Annotated in this window: 16 protein-coding genes and 1 pseudogene; 9 read left to right on the forward strand and 8 right to left on the reverse strand. The window is 71.0% G+C overall.

Annotation, left to right across the window (positions count from 1 at the left end):
• Window positions 1-3: 3 nt before the first annotated feature.
• The 3 genes from hutI to DB32_RS18645 form a co-directional block, all read right to left on the reverse strand.
• A complete protein-coding gene (hutI, locus tag DB32_RS18635) occupies window positions 4-1257 on the reverse strand; it encodes an imidazolonepropionase (protein ID WP_075097554.1) in 1254 nt (417 codons plus the stop codon).
• Window positions 1254-2942 (reverse strand): urocanate hydratase, encoded by a 1689-nt coding sequence (gene hutU / locus DB32_RS18640; RefSeq protein ID WP_053233812.1) that lies wholly within the window; start codon window positions 2940-2942, stop codon window positions 1254-1256. Before hutU ends, hutI begins: the two co-directional genes overlap by 4 nt.
• 417 nt (window positions 2943-3359) lie before the next feature.
• Entirely contained in the window at window positions 3360-4421 is a 1062-nt protein-coding gene (locus tag DB32_RS18645; protein ID WP_083457479.1) for a fatty acid desaturase family protein, read from the reverse strand.
• A 172-nt stretch (window positions 4422-4593) separates the two neighbouring features.
• On the opposite strand from DB32_RS18645, the gene DB32_RS18650 reads away from it, so the two are divergent.
• From DB32_RS18650 to DB32_RS18665, 4 genes are read left to right on the forward strand one after another with little or no spacing between them, the layout of a single operon-like run.
• Complete coding sequence (locus DB32_RS18650; RefSeq protein ID WP_053233813.1) at window positions 4594-5862, forward strand: glutamate-5-semialdehyde dehydrogenase; 1269 nt, start codon at window positions 4594-4596, stop codon at window positions 5860-5862.
• Between the two features lie 27 nt (window positions 5863-5889).
• Complete coding sequence (gene rsfS, locus DB32_RS49580) at window positions 5890-6462, forward strand: ribosome silencing factor (protein WP_075097555.1); 573 nt, start codon at window positions 5890-5892, stop codon at window positions 6460-6462.
• Entirely contained in the window at window positions 6459-6899 is a 441-nt protein-coding gene (locus DB32_RS18660) for a 23S rRNA (pseudouridine(1915)-N(3))-methyltransferase RlmH (protein ID WP_053233814.1), read from the forward strand. The genes rsfS and DB32_RS18660 overlap by 4 nt, the downstream gene beginning before the upstream one ends.
• Window positions 6900-6936: 37 nt before the next feature.
• A complete protein-coding gene (locus DB32_RS18665; RefSeq protein WP_053233815.1) occupies window positions 6937-7563 on the forward strand; it encodes a ComF family protein in 627 nt (208 codons plus the stop codon).
• A gap of 8 nt (window positions 7564-7571) precedes the next feature.
• Here DB32_RS18665 and DB32_RS18670 read toward each other — a convergent pair whose 3' ends face one another.
• On the reverse strand, window positions 7572-8156 hold the full coding sequence (locus tag DB32_RS18670; protein ID WP_053233816.1) for a TetR/AcrR family transcriptional regulator: 585 nt from the start codon (window positions 8154-8156) through the stop codon (window positions 7572-7574).
• A gap of 58 nt (window positions 8157-8214) precedes the next feature.
• Here DB32_RS18670 and DB32_RS18675 point away from each other — a divergent pair, with 58 nt between their 5' ends.
• Window positions 8215-9051 carry an alpha/beta fold hydrolase gene (locus DB32_RS18675; RefSeq protein WP_075097556.1) on the forward strand — a complete coding sequence of 279 codons (837 nt, stop codon included), beginning with the start codon at window positions 8215-8217 and terminating at the stop codon, window positions 9049-9051.
• Here the strand turns inward: DB32_RS18675 and DB32_RS18680 are convergent.
• Window positions 9039-9932, reverse strand: a complete 894-nt coding sequence (locus DB32_RS18680; protein WP_053233817.1) for a hypothetical protein — start codon at window positions 9930-9932, stop codon at window positions 9039-9041. The two genes, DB32_RS18675 and DB32_RS18680, sit on opposite strands and share 13 nt — an antisense overlap.
• Window positions 9933-10021: 89 nt before the next feature.
• Here DB32_RS18680 and smpB point away from each other — a divergent pair, with 89 nt between their 5' ends.
• Together smpB and DB32_RS18690 are read left to right on the forward strand one after the other, a co-directional pair.
• The gene (gene smpB / locus DB32_RS18685) at window positions 10022-10507 is read left to right on the forward strand and encodes an SsrA-binding protein SmpB (RefSeq protein ID WP_240481222.1); all 486 of its coding nucleotides are present in this window, start codon (window positions 10022-10024) and stop codon (window positions 10505-10507) included.
• The gene (locus tag DB32_RS18690) at window positions 10504-10779 is read left to right on the forward strand and encodes a hypothetical protein (RefSeq protein WP_053233819.1); all 276 of its coding nucleotides are present in this window, start codon (window positions 10504-10506) and stop codon (window positions 10777-10779) included. Before smpB ends, DB32_RS18690 begins: the two co-directional genes overlap by 4 nt.
• 37 nt (window positions 10780-10816) lie before the next feature.
• On the opposite strand, the gene thrC is transcribed toward DB32_RS18690, so the two are convergent.
• From thrC to DB32_RS18705, 3 genes are read right to left on the reverse strand one after another with little or no spacing between them, the layout of a single operon-like run.
• On the reverse strand, window positions 10817-12154 hold the full coding sequence (gene thrC, locus DB32_RS18695; RefSeq protein ID WP_053238864.1) for a threonine synthase: 1338 nt from the start codon (window positions 12152-12154) through the stop codon (window positions 10817-10819).
• A gap of 31 nt (window positions 12155-12185) precedes the next feature.
• Window positions 12186-13190 (reverse strand): glycosyltransferase, encoded by a 1005-nt coding sequence (locus DB32_RS18700; protein WP_053233820.1) that lies wholly within the window; start codon window positions 13188-13190, stop codon window positions 12186-12188.
• A 21-nt stretch (window positions 13191-13211) separates the two neighbouring features.
• Window positions 13212-13934: a hypothetical protein gene (locus DB32_RS18705; RefSeq protein ID WP_053233821.1), complete on the reverse strand. Its 723-nt coding sequence runs from the start codon at window positions 13932-13934 to the stop codon at window positions 13212-13214.
• Window positions 13935-13969: 35 nt separating this feature from the next.
• Between DB32_RS18705 and astB the strand changes: the two genes are divergently transcribed.
• Window positions 13970-15301, forward strand: coding sequence for an N-succinylarginine dihydrolase (gene astB, locus DB32_RS18710; RefSeq protein WP_053233822.1), 1332 nt, complete (start codon window positions 13970-13972; stop codon window positions 15299-15301).
• Between the two features lie 79 nt (window positions 15302-15380).
• A pseudogene (locus tag DB32_RS46880) lies at window positions 15381-15597 on the forward strand.
• Window positions 15598-15604 lie beyond the last annotated feature (7 nt).

The raw sequence follows: 15604 nt of genomic DNA on the forward strand, positions 1-15604 counted from the left end.
ATTCTACCAGAGGGCGCGATCGTGTCCGGTCCGATCCGCGTCTTCGATCACGCGTCCGCCGAGCGCGATCCAGCGTGCGCGGGTTCCGCCCAGCGCGTACGCGAGCGCGCGCGGATCGGACTCGTCGTAACACGCGAGATCGGCGCGCGCGCCGACCGCGATCCGGCCGCGATCCGCGAGCCCCAGCGCGCCCGCGGCCTCGACGGTGATCGCGAGGAGCGCCTCTTCGAGCGTGAGCCCTGCGTCGCGCACCGCGAGCGCCGCACAGAGCGGCAGATCGACGCACGCCGAGGTGCCCGGGTTGCAGTCCGTCGCGACGACCATCGCGACGCCGTGGGCGCGCATCCGCGCAGCGTCGGGCGCTTTCTGGCGCAGCGTCCGCCACGCACCCGGGAGCAGCACCGCGCGCACGCCGGCCGAAGCCATCGCGCGCAGCCCCGCGTCCGACACGTCCTCGAGGTGATCGCCGCTGAGCGCGCCGAGCTCCGCGAGCAGCTCCGCGCCGCCGAGATCACGGAACTGTCCGATGTGTGCCTTGAGCAACCATCCGCGCGCCTTCGCCGCCGAGAGCACGCGGCCGGCCTCGTCGCGCGTGAACGCGTTCTCGTCGAGGTACACGTCGCACGCGTCCGCGAGCTTCGCCTCGGCGATCGCGGGGATCATCACGTCGATCACGTCGCGCAGATAGCCCTCGCGATCGCCCGCGCGCTCGGGCGGGATCGCGTGCGCACCGAGGAACGTCGTCGTCGTGCTCACCACGCCTTCGCGCGCGAGGCGTCGACCCACCGCGAGCAGGCGCGTCTCGGTCGCGAGGTCGAGCCCGTACCCGCTCTTCACCTCGACCGTCGTCGTGCCGCACGCGCGCATCGCGAGGGCACGCGCCTTCGCGCGCGCGAAGAGCTCGTCCTCGCTCGCCGCGCGCGTCGCGCGCACGCTCGCCGCGATCCCACCGCCCGACGCGGCGATCGCGCGATAGTCCTCGCCCGCCATCTTCCGCGCGAGCTCGTCGATGCGCGTCCCCGCGAACACGAGGTGCGTGTGCGCGTCGACGAGCCCCGGCAGCACCACCCGCCGCCCGGCATCGATCTCGCGCGCCGCATCGCGCGGTCGATCCGCGTCCGCGCCGATCCACGCGATGCGATCTCCACGGATCGCGATCGCGCCGTCGGGCACGATCCCGAGGCGCTCCTTCGCGCTCGGGCCCGCGCCCGCGCACGTCACGACGTGCGCGTTCCGGATGACGAGATCGTGCGTCATCGCGACCGATGCGGGACGTGCACGCCCTTCTTCTCGGCGGTGTCGATCGCGATCTCGTAGCCGGCGTCCGCGTGGCGGATCACGCCCATGCCGGGATCGCTCGTGAGCACGCGCTCGAGCCGCTTCGCCGCCGCGTCGGTGCCATCGGCGACGACGACCATGCCCGCGTGCAGCGAGTACCCGATGCCCACGCCGCCGCCGTGATGGACGCTCACCCACGTCGCGCCCGACGACGTGTTCACGAGCGCGTTGAGGATCGCCCAGTCGGCGATCGCGTCGCTGCCGTCCTTCATCGCCTCGGTCTCGCGGTTCGGGCTCGCGACCGATCCGCAGTCGAGGTGATCACGACCGATGACGATCGGCGCCTTCACCTTCCCGGTGCGCACGAGCTCGTTGAACTTCAGCCCGACACGATGACGGTCGCCGTACCCGAGCCAGCAGATGCGCGCGGGCAGGCCCTGATACGCGATGCGCTCCTCGGCCATGTCGAGCCAGTGGTGCAGGTGCGGATCGTTCGGCACGACCTCCTTCACCGCCGCATCCGTCACCTCGATGTCCTCGGGATCGCCGCTCAGCGCGACCCAGCGGAACGGGCCCTTTCCTTCGCAGAAGAGCGGCCGCACGTACGCCGGCACGAAGCCCGGGATGTCGAACGCGCGCTCGACGCCGACGTCCTTCGCGTGCGCGCGGATGTTGTTCCCGTAGTCGCAGGCGAACGCGCCGCGCTCGACCATCGTGAGCATCGCGCGCACCTCGATCGCCATGCCCTGCTTCGCGCGCGCGACGTACGACTCGGGATCGTCGCGGCGCAGCGCGGCCGCTTGATCGAGCGTGAGCCCCGGCGGGACGTAGCCGACGAGCGGATCGTGCGCCGCGGTCTGCTCGGTCACGAAGTCGGGCGTGATGCCGCGCGCGACGAGCTCGGGGTAGACGTCCGCTGCGTTCGCGACGAGCGCGACGCTGAGCGCGTCACCCTTCTTGCGCGCTTCGTCGATCCACGCGAGCGCCTCGTCGAGCGAGGACGTGATGCGATCGACGTAGCGGTCCTTCTTCCGCTTCTCGGCGCGCGACGGATCGATCTCGACGCCGAGGAAGCACGCGCCCGCCATCGTCGCGGCGAGCGGCTGCGCGCCGCCCATGCCGCCGAGCCCTGCGCTCAGGATCCAGCGGCCCTTCCACGGGCCACCACTCTGCTTGCCACCACTCTGCTGGCCACCGAAGTGCTGCACGCCCGCGGCGACGAAGGTCTCGTACGTGCCCTGCAGGATCCCCTGCGTGCCGATGTAGATCCACGAGCCGGCCGTCATCTGGCCGAACATCGTCAGGCCCATCGCCTCGAGGCGGCGGAACTCCTCCCACGTCGCCCACTTCGGCACGAGCAGCGAGTTCGCGATCAGCACCCGCGGCGCGTCCGCGTGCGTGCGGAACTTCCCGACCGCCTTGCCGCTCTGCACGAGCAGCGTCTCGTCGTCGCCGAGCCGCTCGAGCTCGCGCACGATCACGTCGAACGCTTCCCAGCTGCGCGCCGCCTTGCCGGTGCCGCCGTAGACCACGAGGTCCTCGGGGCGCTCGGCCACCTCGGGATCGAGGTTGTTCATCAGCATGCGCAGCGCGGCTTCCTGCGCCCATCCCTTGCAGCGCAGCGTCGTGCCGCGCGGCGCGCGGATCGTGCGAGCGGTCGTCATATGCGCGGGGAGTTACCACGCGCCCCGTGCACGCAGGACGAGAGGACTCACGCGCGCTCGCGCGCCCGGATCGCCGTCAGGATTCGGACGGAGCGGGCGCCGAGGCCCGGGATCTCATCTCGATTCGACGGAGAAGGCGTCGGAGCCCCGGATCGTTGTCACGATTCGAACGGAGAGGGCGTCGAGGCCCGAGATCTCATCTCGTTTCGAACGGAGAAGGCGTCGGAGCCTCGGATCGTCATCTCGTTTCGAACGGAGAAGGCGTCGAGGGCCGAGATCTCGTCTCGATTCGAACGGAGAGGGCGTCGAGAGGCCGAGATCTCATCTCGACTCGAACGGAGAGGGCGCCGAGGCCCGAGATCTCATCTCGACTCGAGCGGAGAGGGCGCCGGAGCGCGAGCGCTCGTCTCGATGCGATCAGGTCCCCTCGGGGTACCCGACCATGCGGCTCTGCTCCGCGTCCCACAGCTTCGCCCGGAAGCACGCGACGATGTCGCGCGGGTGCAGCGAGGTCGTGCCCTTCGGGCTCTGCAGCTCGGGGATCGACGCCATCGCCTCGGGCAGCCGATAGAACGGGATGCCGGGGTTGAGGTGATGCACGTGGTGGTAGCCGATGTTCCCGGTGAACCACGCCATCACGGGCCCGGTCTTCATGTAGCTCGAGCTCTCGAGCGCCGCGCGCGTGTACTCCCACGTCTCGCGCGGCTGCACGTGCATCTCGGGGAAGTCGTGCTGCGCGTAGAAGAGGTACGCGCCGCTCATCGTCGCGACGAAGAGCGGGAGGAAGTACGCGACGAAGAACACCTCGAAGCCCGCGAGCGCGATCAGCGCGATCCACGCGGCGACGTGCAGCACGACCGCGAGCGCCGAGTCCCAGTTCTTCTTCGGGTTCCGCAGGAACGAGCTCACGCACATCCCGTAGAAGAACACGGTGAAGTACGCGAAGAAGATGGTCAGCGGATGACGGTACGCCTTGTAGACGAGGCGCTGCGTGGGCGTCATCTGCTTCCACATCTCGGTCGTGACCATCAGGTACGAGCCGACGTGCGAGCCGACGATCTTCGCGGTGTTCGCGTGATGATAGTTGTGGGTCTGGCGCCAGACGTTGGGCGGCGTCAGCACGTACACGCCGAACCCGTACATGATCCACTTCGCGACCTTCGAGCCGCGGAGCAGCGAGTTGTGCATGTAGTCGTGGTAGAGGATGAACGCGCGGACGATCGTCAGCCCCATCACCACGGCGGCGATCACGCGCACCACGAGCCACGGCGCGGCGATCGTCGTCGCCGAGAGCGCAGCGAGCACGCCGAACGTCTCGACGACGTGGAACCAGCTGCGCGCGCGGTCCTCCTTGCCGAACTCCTTCGCCGCGGCGAGGAGCTCCTTCGCGCTGCGACGACCAGGCGGCCAGGCATCGGGCGCGACGCGCTGCGACGCAGCGAGGGGACGCTCGGAGGGGGCGGTCTGGCTCGGTTCCATCGTGTTCTTCCGCGCGTGATCAGCGCCCCGAGGACGCCGAAGGCGGTGAGGTTGTGACGCGAGATCGCCCGATTTCAAGGCGCTCCGTGCGAAACCAGGTGCGCAGATCCTTGCGCAGAGGCGCGTCGGCGGGGACGCAGCGAGGCCGGACCGTTGTGCTAGGTTCGCGCGCGTGGAGACCGACAACGGGCTCGCGACCGAGGTGCGGCGCCTCGCCGAGCGCGCCAAGCAGGCCGGACGTGCGATCGCGATCGCGAGCACGCAGCGCAAGAACGCCACGCTCGGGCGGGCGGCGCGGCTGCTCCGCGAGTCCACGCCCGCGCTGATCGAGGCGAACCGCGCCGACGTGGAGCGCGGCAAGGCGGCCGGGCTCTCGGCCGCGATGATCGATCGGCTCACGCTCGACGGCCCGCGCATCGAGAAGATGGCGCTCGCGTGCGAGGAGATCGCGCGTGCGGCCGATCCGGTGGGCAGCATCGACGAGATGGTGCGCCGCCCGAACGGGCTGCTCGTGGGGCGCATGAAGGTGCCGCTCGGACTCGTCGGCATCGTGTACGAGTCGCGCCCCAACGTGACCGCCGAGGCCGCGGCGCTCTGCCTGAAGAGCGGCAACGCGGTGCTGCTGCGCGGCGGCTCGGAAGCGGCGCGGAGCAACGCGGCGATCGCGCAGCTCTTCGCGCGCGCCCTGGAAGAAGAAGGCCTCGACCCGGCCGCGGTGACGCTGATCCCGACGACGGATCGCGCCGCGCTCGCCGTGATGGTGAAGCTGAGCGGCGTGCTCGATCTGCTGATCCCGCGCGGAGGTGAGGGGCTCATCCGGTACGTCAGCGAGAACGCGACGGTGCCGGTCATCCAGCACTACAAGGGCGTGTGTCACGTCTACGTCGACGGCGACGCGGACCTCGAGCTCGCGGAGAAGATCGCGCTCAACGCGAAGGTGCAGCGCCCCGGCGTGTGCAACGCGATGGAGACGCTGCTCGTCGACGCCGCGTGCGCGAAGGAGTTCGTGCCGCGCGTCGCGCGCGCGATGACGGCCGCGAAGGTCGAGCTGCGCGGTGACGCGCGCGCCCGCGCGCTCGCGCCCGACATGAAGGAAGCGACGGACGAGGACTGGGACGCGGAGTACCTCGACCTCGTGCTCTCGGTCGCGGTGGTGGACGGCATCGACGGCGCGCTCGCGCACGTCGCGAAGCACGGCTCGCTGCACACCGAGGCGATCGTCACGCGGCGCTACGATCACGCGCAGCGATGGATCCGCGAGGTCGACGCGAGCTGCGTGCTCGTGAACGCGTCGACGCGGTTCAACGACGGCGGCGAGCTCGGGCTCGGCGCCGAGATGGGCATCTCGACCACGAAGCTGCACGCCTACGGCCCGATGGGCCTCGAAGAGCTCTGCACGCGGAAGTGGATCGCGTACGGTGAAGGGCAGGTCCGCGGCTGACGCGCGCGGACGAATTGGAGCAATCGAGTGGCGACGGCGCGCAAGAAGACGGGCAACGGGGCGAGCGGCACGAAGAAGACCGCGACGAAGAAGGCCGCGACGAAGACGGCGGCGACGAAGACGGCCGCGACCAAGAAGACGACGACGAAGAAGGCAGCGAGCAAGCCCGCCGCGCCGAAGACGCGCACGACGCGCACCAAGGCCGCTCCGAAGGCGGCGCCGAGCGCGAACGAAGTCGCGCGCGGCGTGGCGCTCGCGGTGGCCGAGGCGGCGCTCGACAAGAAGGCCGTGAACGTCGAGATCATCGACGTCGCGGGCAAGGTCGACTACGCGGACTACGTCGTCGTGATGAGCGGCACGAGCGATCGTCAGGTGAACGCGCTCGCGCGCGGCATCGCGGAGGACGTCGAGCAGAAGACCAAGAACAAGTGCCTCGGCGTCGAGGGTCTGCCCGGCGGCGCGTGGGTGCTCATGGATTTCGGCGACGTCGTCGTCCACATCTTCCACCACGACGTGCGTGGCTATTACGACCTCGAGTCGCTCTGGATCGACGCCGCGCGCGTGACGGTGCCCGGTCCGGCGCCCGCGTCGCGCGGATGAAGATCGCGATCATCGCCGTGGGCCGCGTGAAGGAGCGCGGCCTGCGCGACGCGATCGACGACTACGAGAAGCGCATCAAGCGCTACGCGAAGCTCGACGAGATCGAGCTCGAGGACGGCAGCACGTCCGAGGTCGAGGCGCGCTTCCGCAAGGCGATCCCGGCGCGCGCGCGCGTGGTCGCGCTCGAGGTCGAGGGCCGGCGCATGACGAGCGAGAAGTTCGCGCGCTACGTCGAGCAGTGCGAGATCGGCGCGGTGCCCGCGCTCGCGTTCGTGATCGGCGGCTCGTACGGACTGCCGAAGAGCGTGTCGGACACGGCGGATCTGAAGCTCTCGCTGAGCGACATGATCCTGCCGCACCGCCTCGCGAGGCTGTTCCTCGCGGAGCAGATCTACCGCGCGTTCACGATCCTGCGGAACGAGCCGTACTCGCACTGATCGCAACGCACGCGGCGCTCGGCCCGACGAGCGCGCCATGCTCGACGTCGCGTGGAACGGTCTGCTCGATCTGCTCGCACCGCGGACGTGCCCGGGGTGCGATCTCGATCTCCCTCCGGGCGTGAACGCGTTGTGTGGCGCGTGCGACGTGCTGATCGAGCGCCTCACGCCCGATCGCGGCGCCAACGCGGCGTACGAGTTCGGCGGCCCGATGGCCGATGCGCTGCGCCGGCTCAAGTACGCGCGGCGCACCGATCACGTCGCCGCGCTCGGCGCGCTCCTCGCGGATGCGTGCGCGCCGTTCGCGGGACGCATCGACGCCGTCGTGCCGATCCCGCTGCACCCGAAGCGCCTGCGCGAGCGCGGCTTCAACCAAGCGGCGCTCCTCGCCGCGCCGGTCGCGTCACGGCTCGGCGTCCCGCTCGACGCCGGCGCGCTCCGGAGGACGCGCGACACGCCCGCCCAAGCGGGGCTCGGCGCTGCGGATCGCGCGAACAACGTGCGCGGCTGCTTCGTCGCGCGTATTCGCGGGTCACGACGCCGCGTGCTCGTGATCGACGACGTGCGCACCACGGGCGCGACCTTCGCCGACGCGGCACGCGCGCTCCGCGAAGCGGGCGCGCTGGAGGTGCACGTCATCGCGCTCGCGGGCGCGGATCGCTGACGCGCGCCTCAACGCGTGCCGCCGAACAACAGGCGCCGCATCGCCTCGGCGACCCACGCGCGCTGCGCGCCGCGGCTCGCCTTCGCCGACGAGAGCCCCACGCTGCGCAGCACCGCGCCTCCGAAGAGCGGCTCGGTCGCGAGCGTCAGGTGCAGCCACGCGATCGCGCGCGCCGTGTCCTCGAGCTCCACGCGCACGCCGCATCGCTCGCGCGCCGCGTGCGCCGTCTCGACGAGCGCGCTCAGCGTGCCCGAGCCGCCCTCGCGCCAGCCCGCGTGGTGCAGCCACATCGCGAGCTCGGCGAGCCCTTCGTCGTCGTACGCCTGCGCCATCTTCTCGACGATCACGTCGGGATCGGCGGCGTCGATCGCTCGCAGGCTCTCCTTCAGGCGACGCCCGCTGCGACGCAGCAGCGCTTCGAGCAGGCCCTGCCTTCCCTCGAAGTGGTGGTGGATCGCGGCGTCCGTGATCCCGAGGTCGCGCGCGATCGACTGCACGCGCACTGCGTCGAGCCCGCCGTCGCGCAGGCGCTTCTCCGCCGCGTCGAGGATGCGCTCGCGCGCCTGATCGGGAGGGAGCCGTTGCCGCGTCATCGCCGCTTACCTTGACCGGTCGAGGTAGCCATGCAACTTAGACCCATCGAGGTAAGCGATGGAGGTCGAGACGCCGAGCGGTGTCGTGCTCCACGTGCGCGCGTCGGGGCCCAGCGAGGGCACGGGCGTGCTCCTCCTGCACGGAGGAGGGCAGACCGGCGCGTCGTGGGGCCGCACGGCGGACGCGCTCGCGTCGCGCGGACATCGGGTCTGGGCGCCCGATCTGCGCGGTCACGGCGAGAGCGGGCGCCCGTCCGACGGCGACTACGGCATCGACGCGTTCGTCGAGGACGGATGCGCGCTCGTCGACGCGCTCGCCGCGGAGACGTCGCGGGCCCCGGTGCTCGTCGGCGCGTCGCTCGGTGGGATCGTGTCGCTGCTCGTCGCGTCGGAGCGAGCGCGCCCGGTGCGCGCGCTCGTGCTGGTCGACATCGCGCTCCGCGCGCGAGGGGAGGGCGTCGAGCGCATCGTCGGGTTCATGCGCTCGACGCAGGACGGGTTCGACTCGCTCGACGAGGCGCGCGCCGCGATCGCGCGCTACCTGCCGCATCGCCGCGCGGCGCCGACGATCGAAGGGCTCCATCGCGTGCTCCGGCAGCGTGAGGACGGGCGCTGGATGTGGCACTGGGACCCTCGGCTGCTCGAGCGGCTCGAGGTCGACGCGATCCTCGACGGCGCGCGCTTGCACGACGCAGCGCGCGTGCTCGACGTGCCGCTGCTCCTCCTGCGCGGTGGGCACAGCGACGTGGTCTCCGAGGAGCTCGCGCGGGAGCTCGTCTCGATCGCGCCGCGCGCCCGGTGGCAGGACGTGCGCGAGGTCGGGCACATGGTCGCGGGCGACGACAACGACGCGTTCACCAGCGCGGTGCTCGCGTTCCTCGATCAGCTCGGCTGATCCCAGCTGCGCGCGATCACGTCGCGCGCGATGCGCACGTCGCGCGCGATCGCCTCGGTGAGCACCACGCGCGAGATCGCGCCGTCGAACGCGGTGATCTGCGCGTCACGGTCGCCACCGCTCACGCGCGCGAGCATCGCGAGCTCGATCGCGATCCGGTACACGCGCTCGGGATCCGCGTCCTGCAGCGCTGCCGCGAGCTCTTCGTCGCGGGCGCGGCGTTGCTCCTCGACCCACCGCACCGGGGGCGGACCGACGCGGAATCGATGGTGCTCGTCGAGCTCGAGCGGCACCTCGACCTCCGGGACGTCGCCGCGCGTCAGCGCGCGCGCGCGGAGCACGGCGATGCCCTCGATGCGCTCGTTCCCGTCGACGTCCCGGAACGACTCGATGCACACGTGCTCGTCCGCGAGCTCGCCGTAGTCGGGCGGCACCGGCGCGATCGCGCCCTCGGCATCGATCCGGAACGGCAGCATGCACGTGCGCCCCTCGATGACGCGCGCGACGACGATCTCGTCGTGGCCGTCGCCGTCGAGATCGTGGCTGGGCGCGCGCGGCGGCGGGACGAGCTCGATCTCGCCGTGTCGCACCCGCACGCGATCCGCCTCGTGCGAGTCGAGCACCAGCGCCGCGCCGCGCGACGTGACCACGCGGATCGCGCGCTCCTCGCCACGCCGGGCGTCGATCGCGACCCAGGCTTCGCCCTCGATCCGCGCGTGCGCCTCGTACCCTGCGCGTGCGAGCCCCGCCGTGATCGCGTCCGCCTCGGCGCGCGGATCGACACCGGCGTGCATCCACTCGCTGTAGTCGGGGAGCACCGAGCGCTGTCCTCCGCCGCACCCGGCGAGCATCGTCAGCGCGAGGATCAGCGGCAGGCGCACGGCGGCCGAGTATGACGCGCAGTGGTGCGTTCGCTCTTCCCGGTGCTATGTGCAGAGGCCGCTGCAGGGGCGGCGCCGTCGATATGTCCGTGAAGAACGCGAAGAAGGGTGCCGCGCCCGGCGAGAAGCTCGTCGCGCGCAACCCGAAGGCGACCCAACGCTACGAGCTCGAGGAGCGCCTCGAAGCGGGCCTCGTGCTCACCGGCTCCGAGGTGAAGAGCCTGCGTGCGGGTCGCGCCGATCTCGAGGCCGCGTTCGCGCGTATCGAGAACGGGCAGGTGTACCTGCACAACCTGTACATCCCGCCGTACGGGCCCGCGACCGCGTTCGGCCACGATCCCCGGCGCACCCGCAAGCTGCTGCTGCACGCGGGCGAGATCGAGAAGTGGTCGGGCCGGATCACGACCAAGGGCTACACGCTCGTCCCGGTGCGCCTCTACTTCAAGGGCAGCTGGGTCAAGGTCGAGCTCGGGCTCGGCAAGGGCAAGAAGCAGGGCGACGAGCGCGAGAAGCTCAAGCGCGAGGTCGACCTCAAGGAAGCGCGCGCCGCGATCAAGGGAGCGAAGGCGCGATGACGCTCGGCGCGATCACGATCGCCCAAGGAGGGCAGGGCGAGGCGCTCGCGTTCGCGGGCGAGGTCCTGCACGTCGTGATCGAGCGCGCGTACGCGCCCGGCGCGCCGCTCTCGATCACGCTCGCGCGTGAGGCGGGCGCGCTCTCGCTGAGCGGCAAGACGATCGGCTCGAAGCGCCGCGAGGACGGGCGCTTCGACGTGCGCGTGCGGCTGGTGAGCCTGCGCCGCGAGGATCGCGCGACGCTCGAGGCGCTCGCAGCCGTCCGCGGATGATGCGCGCTACCTCGACCGGTCGAGGTAGCGGCTCACGTCACTTCGCGCTGCGGTCGAGGTCGCTCAGCACCGCGCGCTTCACGGCCTCGTAGTCGGGCGGGAGCTCGACGGGCACGTTGCGCCCGCGCCCGCTCGTGCCGGGGATGCGGCCCTCGTGGTAGCGCACCTTGAAGTCGGTGAACTTCAGGCCGTTCGCGGTGGAGATCACGACTGCGCGATCGCCCTTCTTGATCTCGCGGCGCGCGACGAGCTTCTCGAGCGCGGCGAGCGCGACGCCGGTGTGCGGGCACGCGTACGTGCCGGTGCGATCCGCGGCCGCGGCCGCCTCGGAGAGCTCTTCTTCGCTCGCCTGCTCGACCACTCCGTCGAACGCCTTGAGCGTGCGGATCGCGCGACGCACCGACACCGGGTTGCCGATGCGGATCGCGCTCGCCTCGGTGGGCTCGGCGGTCATCGCCTCGAACGAGTCCCAGCCCTGCTTGTACGCGCGGTAGAGCGGGTTCGCGGCCTGCGCCTGCGCGACGCAGATGCGCGGCCGCTTCGTGATGAGCCCGAGGGTCATCATCATCTCGAACCCCGCGCCGAGCGCCGACACGTTCCCGAGGTTGCCGCCGGGGATGATCACCCAGTCCGGCACCTGCCAGTCGAACTGCTGCACCATCTCGAGCGCGACCGTCTTCTGGCCCTCGAGGCGCAGCGAGTTCATCGAGTTCGCGAGGTACACCCCGGGCTCGTCCGCGAGCTTCTGCACGAGCGCCATGCACCCGTCGAAGTCGGTGTCGAGCGCGAGCACGAGCGCGCCGTTCGCGAGCGGCTGCACGAGCTGCGCGGTCGAGATCTTCCCCTTGGGCAGCAGCACCACGGCGCGGATCCCCGCGGCTGCGCAGTACGCGGCGAGCGCGGCCGAGGTGTCGCCGGTCGACGCGCACGCGATCGCGCGGATCGGCTTTCCGTCGGTGATCATCTGCCGCACGACGCTGACGAGCACCGTCATGCCGAGGTCCTTGAACGACCCGGTGTGGCTGTTGCCGCAGAGCTTGAGCCAGAGGTCGCCGACGCCCAGCGAGCTCCCGTAGCGCTCGGCCCAGAAGAGGTTGCTGCCGCCCTCGGCCATCGAGACGACGCACTCGTCGCGCACGCCGGGCGCGACCCACTCCTTCTTGCCCCAGACGCCGCTGCCGTAGGGCCAGCGCGTGCTCATCCAGCGCTCGTCGAAGAGCCGCATCCACGCGGCCGCGCTGCGATCGCGCAGCGCCTCGAGGTCGTGCGCGACCTCGAGCAGCTCGCCGCAGCTCGGGCAGCGATAGATGACCTGATCGAGCGGATAGGTGCCCGCGCAACCGGCGACACAGCGGAACCGCGCTTCGTAGCCCATGACGCGGCGCATTATACGGGCGTGAGCGGCATCACGCCGCGCAGACGAACTCGTCTCCTTCGATCCACCCGCGCGACGTCAATTCGGCGCGGATCAGCGCCCTCGCGCCCTCCGCGCCGACCGCGACGACGATCAGCTCGCGCGCCCGATCGATCACGTCGGGACCGACGATCGGCGCGCCTCGCGCGATGCGCCCGATCTTGCGCGGATCGATGTCGACGAATCGGGAGAAGCGCACGCCCTCCTGCTCGAGCGCGCGGGCGAAGCGGCGCCCCGTGGGTCCCGCGCCCCAGCACGTGAGCGCGCGGCCGCGCGCGATGTGGGCGAGCTTCGGCGCGAGGAATCGCGCTTTGAGCGCGCGGTGCCGCTCGAGCGAATAACGAGGATCCGTGAACGTCAGGCGACCTTCGCGCTCTCTCCAGCGCAGCACGTCGCGCTCGATCTTCGCGAGCGACCAACCGGCCGCGTCGAGGCGCATCCAGAGGTCGTAGTCCTCGGCCCACTCGGTGTCGCGATACCCGCCGACCTGCTCGAGCGCGTCGCGCCGGATCATCACGGAGGGATGGCAGAGCGGGGCCTCGACGAAGAGATCGCGTGCGTGCTCCACCGGCGTGAGCAGCGCGTTCATCCACGCGATGTAGCGGCGCATCCCGTCCTGCACGACGTGCGCGGGGAACGCCTCGACGCGCCCGCCGATCACCGCGAGCCGCGCATCACGCGAGAGCGCATCGAGCTGCGCCGCGAAGCGCCCGGGCAGCGACACGTCGTCGCCGTCCATGCGCGCGAGGAACGGCGCGCGCGCATGCGCCATCCCGAGCTGCAGCGCGCGCACGATCCCGGCGCCCTCGCCGCGCACCATCACGACGCGCGGATCGCGGAACGCCGCGACCTTCGCCGCGCTCGCATCGCGCGACGCATCGTCGATCGCGATCACCTCGATCGGCACCTCGCGATCGACGAGCACGCTCGAGAGCGCCTCGTCGATGGTCTCCGCGACGTCGCGGTACGGCAGCAGCACCGAGATCCGCGGCTCCATGCGTGCGCGCTACCACGCGCGTCAGGGCGCGTCGACGAACCACTCCTCGCGCCAACGGACGCTCCCCGGCAGCCAAATCGAGAGCTCCGCGCTTCCCGGCGCGACACCGCCGAAGCCGAGCGCGCTCTCGAGGTGGATCTCCGGAGAACCTCCCGCCACGCACGCATCCAGGAGCACGCGTGCGAGCAGCACGTTCCCCGTGTCCGTGCCCGCGCAGCGCACGACGTCGCGCCGACTCCAGTCGTCGCCGATACAATCGGCTTCGTTCGTCAGGCTCAGCGCCGGCAGCATCTCGGGCCAGACGCGCTGATCGGAGACCGGATATCGCTCGCTCGCGCACGGCCACCACGACCACGACTCGATGCGAGTGCGATAGCCGAGCACGCCGCGGCCGCTGAGCGCGAGGTCGTAGTCGAGCAGCAGCGCGCGCACTTCGCTCGCGGGATGTGTCAGCTCGATGCGTGCCGGCGTGCCGCTCGGGTGGAAGAGGCGCGCGAGCAGCAGCAGGCCGAGCGCACGGCACGTCTCGCGCTCGGCGAGGAGATGGAGCGCGTCGCACTGCGACTGCGTGTAGCCGTGATACGCGTGGTGCCCGCGCAGGATCACCAGCCGTCCGAGCGCGACGCGCGACGGCGGCGGCGGAATCGCGTCACGCGTGAAGACGACCTTGCGTTCGGGCTCAGCCACGACGTGCGCGGTCGCCTCCAGGAACGCGTGCAGCGCGGCATCCGAACGAGCGTTCATCGTCCCTCGCAGACCGGCGCTACCATGCGCGTCGCATGACGGCCAAGGCGACCGAGGCGAACTTCGACGGGCTCGTGGGCCCGACTCACAACTACGCGGGCCTGTCGTACGGCAACGTCGCGTCGACCTCGAACCTCGGCGGCACGAGCTCGCCGCGCACCGCCGCGCTGCAAGGTCTCGCGAAGATGAAGGCGCTCGCGGACCTCGGGATCCCGCAGGGCATCCTTCCGCCGCAGGAGCGACCCGACGTGCACGCGCTGCGTCGCCTCGGGCTCTCGGGCGCGACCGACGCGCAGGTGATCGAGCGAGCCGCGAAGGACGCGCCGATGTTGCTCGCGCTCTGTTGCTCCGCGTCGTCCATGTGGACCGCGAACGCCGCGACGATCGCGCCCAGCGCCGATACGCGCGACGCGCGCGTGCACTTCACGCCCGCGAACCTGATCGATCGCCCGCACCGCGCGATCGAGCCCGCGCAGACCACGCGCACGCTGCGCGCGATCTTCTCCGACGAGTCGCGCTTCGTCGTGCACGAGCCGCTCGAGATGGGCCAGGCGTTCGCCGACGAGGGCGCGGCGAACCACACGCGCCTCGTCTCGGGCGATCACGCGCTGCACCTGTTCGTCTACGGCCGTCGCGGGATCGGTGCGGATCCGAGCGCGCCCAAGAAGTTCCCGGCGCGACAGACGCTCGAAGCATCACAGGCAATCGCGCGCCTCCACGGGCTCGACGACGCGCGCGCGCTCTTCGTGCAGCAGAGCCCCGACGTGATCGATCAGGGCGTGTTCCACAACGACGTGATCGCGGTCGGGCATGGACAGATGCTCTTCTTCCACGAGCTCGCGTTTCGTGATCGCGACGACGTGCTCCGCGCGATCGCCGCACGCGTTCCCGGGTTCGAGGCCGTCGAGGTGCGCGCGTCGGAGGTGAGCGTCGAGGACGCGGTGAAGAGCTACCTCTTCAACTCGCAGATCCTCACGCTGCCCGGCGGTGGTCGCATCCTCGTCGCCCCCGAGGAGTGCCGCGAGGTCGCGCCCGTCGCGAAGCTGCTCGATCGCCTCGTCGACGAGGGCGTGTTCTCCGAGGTGAAGGTGTTCGATCTGCGCCAGAGCATGCGCAACGGCGGCGGCCCGGCGTGCCTACGGCTGCGCGTCGTGCTCGAGCCGGAGGAGATCGCCGCGGTGCGCCGGACGTGCTGGATGAACGAGCCGACGTACGACGTGCTCGTCGCGTGGGCCACCAAGCACTATCGCGATCGCCTCGAGCCGCGCGATCTCGCGGACCCGTCGTTGCTCGACGAGTCGCGCCGCGCGCTCGACGAGCTGACTGGCATCCTGGCGCTCGGATCGATCTATCCGTTTCAAAGATAGGCGCTTATCCGAGCGTATCGTGCAGATCGCTGGAAACGGCGCGCTTCTGCGCGGCACACGCGCTGCTCTGCGCGTCCGCGGGCCCGTAGCTCAAACGGACAGAGCACCGGAAAACGGCAGAACCGGACTGTAAAAGGCCGCATGCGACCTGCTACCGGCGTACGCGCTGGGTGTGGGGTGTGGGCAGGGTTGCGGATGCACCGAATGGCACGGAGATCCCGGGTCGCTAGGGAAGCGCGTTTCCCAAGACGCCTGCTTCGTGTATGCGGGTGCGGGTTCGATCCCCGCCGGGCCCGATGGGGG

The organism is Sandaracinus amylolyticus (assembly GCF_000737325.1).
Taxonomy (GTDB): domain Bacteria; phylum Myxococcota_A; class Polyangia; order Polyangiales; family Sandaracinaceae; genus Sandaracinus; species Sandaracinus amylolyticus.

Bases quoted from the DNA above. Each gene is read 5' to 3' on its own strand.
- DB32_RS18645 (WP_083457479.1), bottom strand. From the start codon at position 4,421: ATGGAACCGAGCCAGACCGCCCCCTCCGAGCGTCCCCTCGCTGCGTCG.
- DB32_RS18660 (WP_053233814.1), top strand. From the start codon at position 6,459: ATGAAGATCGCGATCATCGCCGTGGGCCGCGTGAAGGAGCGCGGCCTG.
- DB32_RS18700 (WP_053233820.1), bottom strand. From the start codon at position 13,190: ATGGAGCCGCGGATCTCGGTGCTGCTGCCGTACCGCGACGTCGCGGAG.
- hutI (WP_075097554.1), bottom strand. From the start codon at position 1,257: ATGACGCACGATCTCGTCATCCGGAACGCGCACGTCGTGACGTGCGCG.
- DB32_RS18665 (WP_053233815.1), top strand. From the start codon at position 6,937: ATGCTCGACGTCGCGTGGAACGGTCTGCTCGATCTGCTCGCACCGCGG.
- DB32_RS18690 (WP_053233819.1), top strand. From the start codon at position 10,504: ATGACGCTCGGCGCGATCACGATCGCCCAAGGAGGGCAGGGCGAGGCG.
- DB32_RS18670 (WP_053233816.1), bottom strand. From the start codon at position 8,156: ATGACGCGGCAACGGCTCCCTCCCGATCAGGCGCGCGAGCGCATCCTC.
- hutU (WP_053233812.1), bottom strand. From the start codon at position 2,942: ATGACGACCGCTCGCACGATCCGCGCGCCGCGCGGCACGACGCTGCGC.
- DB32_RS18705 (WP_053233821.1), bottom strand. From the start codon at position 13,934: ATGAACGCTCGTTCGGATGCCGCGCTGCACGCGTTCCTGGAGGCGACC.
- DB32_RS18675 (WP_075097556.1), top strand. From the start codon at position 8,215: ATGGAGGTCGAGACGCCGAGCGGTGTCGTGCTCCACGTGCGCGCGTCG.
- astB (WP_053233822.1), top strand. From the start codon at position 13,970: ATGACGGCCAAGGCGACCGAGGCGAACTTCGACGGGCTCGTGGGCCCG.
- thrC (WP_053238864.1), bottom strand. From the start codon at position 12,154: ATGGGCTACGAAGCGCGGTTCCGCTGTGTCGCCGGTTGCGCGGGCACC.